This is a genomic window from Mesorhizobium sp. M4B.F.Ca.ET.089.01.1.1 (assembly GCF_004022605.1).
Lineage (GTDB): Bacteria > Pseudomonadota > Alphaproteobacteria > Rhizobiales > Rhizobiaceae > Mesorhizobium > Mesorhizobium abyssinicae.
On record NZ_RZOS01000388.1, the window covers coordinates 1 to 1,576 of the forward strand.

Annotated in this window: 2 protein-coding genes; both read right to left on the reverse strand. The window is 63.8% G+C overall.

Annotated elements, in window-relative coordinates:
• Positions 1-910: hypothetical protein (locus tag EN780_RS26525; protein WP_128275769.1), on the reverse strand; the 910-nt coding region annotated here is incomplete at its 3' end.
• The coding region (locus EN780_RS40840) for an exopolysaccharide biosynthesis polyprenyl glycosylphosphotransferase (protein ID WP_245500149.1) at positions 907-1,576 on the reverse strand (670 nt) is incomplete at its 5' end. The genes EN780_RS40840 and EN780_RS26525, both read right to left, overlap by 4 nt.

The following is a 1,576-nucleotide window of genomic DNA, read 5'->3' on the forward strand; positions in this document are numbered from 1 at the left end:
TCTGGAAGCCGATCGTGTAGCGGGCGAACCGGCCAAGGCGGGCGGTGTCGTAGCTTTGCTCGAGATGGGCGCGGCTGGAGAACATCTCGGCCACGCCCGGCAGTTGCAGGATGACGACCATGGCGATGACAAGCAGCGCGATGGCGGCGACCGTCATGATGACCACGCGCAGCCGGAACTTGCCGCTGTTGCTCTGCAGGAAGAGTGCGCCGGTCAGCAGCACGGCCGAAACCGCGAACATGCCCCAGGCGCCGCGCGAGAAGGAAAAGAAGATGCCGGCGGTGATGACCAGGAGCGGCGCGGCGATCAGCGGCATGCGCGCGACGGGACCGGTCAGGAGCAGATAAAGCAGGTAGACGCCGGGCAGCACCAGGAACGGCCCGAACACGTTCGGGTCCTGGAAGGCACCGGCGGCGCGGTCGTATTTGGTGAAGACCTCCGCTCCCGGGAAGGCGTGGAAATAGCCGGCAATGCCGAGCAGTGCGGTCAGCACCGCCGACACCACATAGGCGGTGAAGATCAGCCGGTAGAGGCGAGGCTGGACCGACGTGACCGCGGCAAAGAAGATCGCGGTGAAGGCGAGGAACATCGACACGGCAAGATAGAGCGGCGTGTTGGCGAGGTTCGCCATCTGCGTCATCGAGATCATGCCGCCGATGTTCATCACTATCAGCAGCACCAGAAGCGGCACCGCCGCCCGCGAGATCCGCAGGCCGAACAGCGCCCACACCGCGATCAGGCAGACCATGAAGAGGTCGTAGGGCGCCGGTTCGTCGATGACGAAGCCGGAAAGCAGGACGCCGATGAACACCGCGGCCGATGCAATCAGCGCCGCCAGCTTGGCGTTGACCGCCTGAGGCGGCAACTGGTTGACCGCGGCCGCCGGCAGCTCATGGGCCACCGCGCTCAATAGGCGTTTTCCGTGTTGAGCAGCCGCACCGGGGTCAGGAACAGGATCCTGAGATCGAACAGCAGCGACCAGTTCTCGATGTAATAGAGGTCGTATTCGGTGCGCATGCGGATCTTCTCATTGGTGTCCATCTCGCCGCGCCAGCCATTGATCTGCGCCCAGCCGGTGACGCCGGGCTTGACCTTGTGGCGGGCGAAATAGCCGTCGACCACCTCGTTGTAGAGAAGGTTGTGCGACTGGGCGGCGATCGCATGCGGACGCGGACCGATCAGCGACAGCGAGCCGAACAGCGAATTGAAGAACTGCGGCAGCTCGTCGATCGAGGTCTTGCGGATGAAGCGGCCGACGCGGGTGACGCGCGGATCGTTCTTGGTCACCGTCTGCTTGGCGGTCGGGTCCGAGCGGTCGGTGTACATCGAACGGAACTTGTAGACCTCGATGACCTCGTTGTTGAAGCCGTGCCGCTTCTGCTTGAACAGCACGGGCCCCTTGCTGTCGAGCTTGATGGCGATCGCCGTCGCCAGCATGACCGGCGAGAAGACGATGATGCCGATGATCGAGAACAGGATGTCGAAGGCGCGCTTGGCGACCGAATCCCAGTCGTTGATCGGCTTGTCGAATATGTCGAGCATCGGCACCGAGCCGATGGAGGAATAGGCGCGCGGG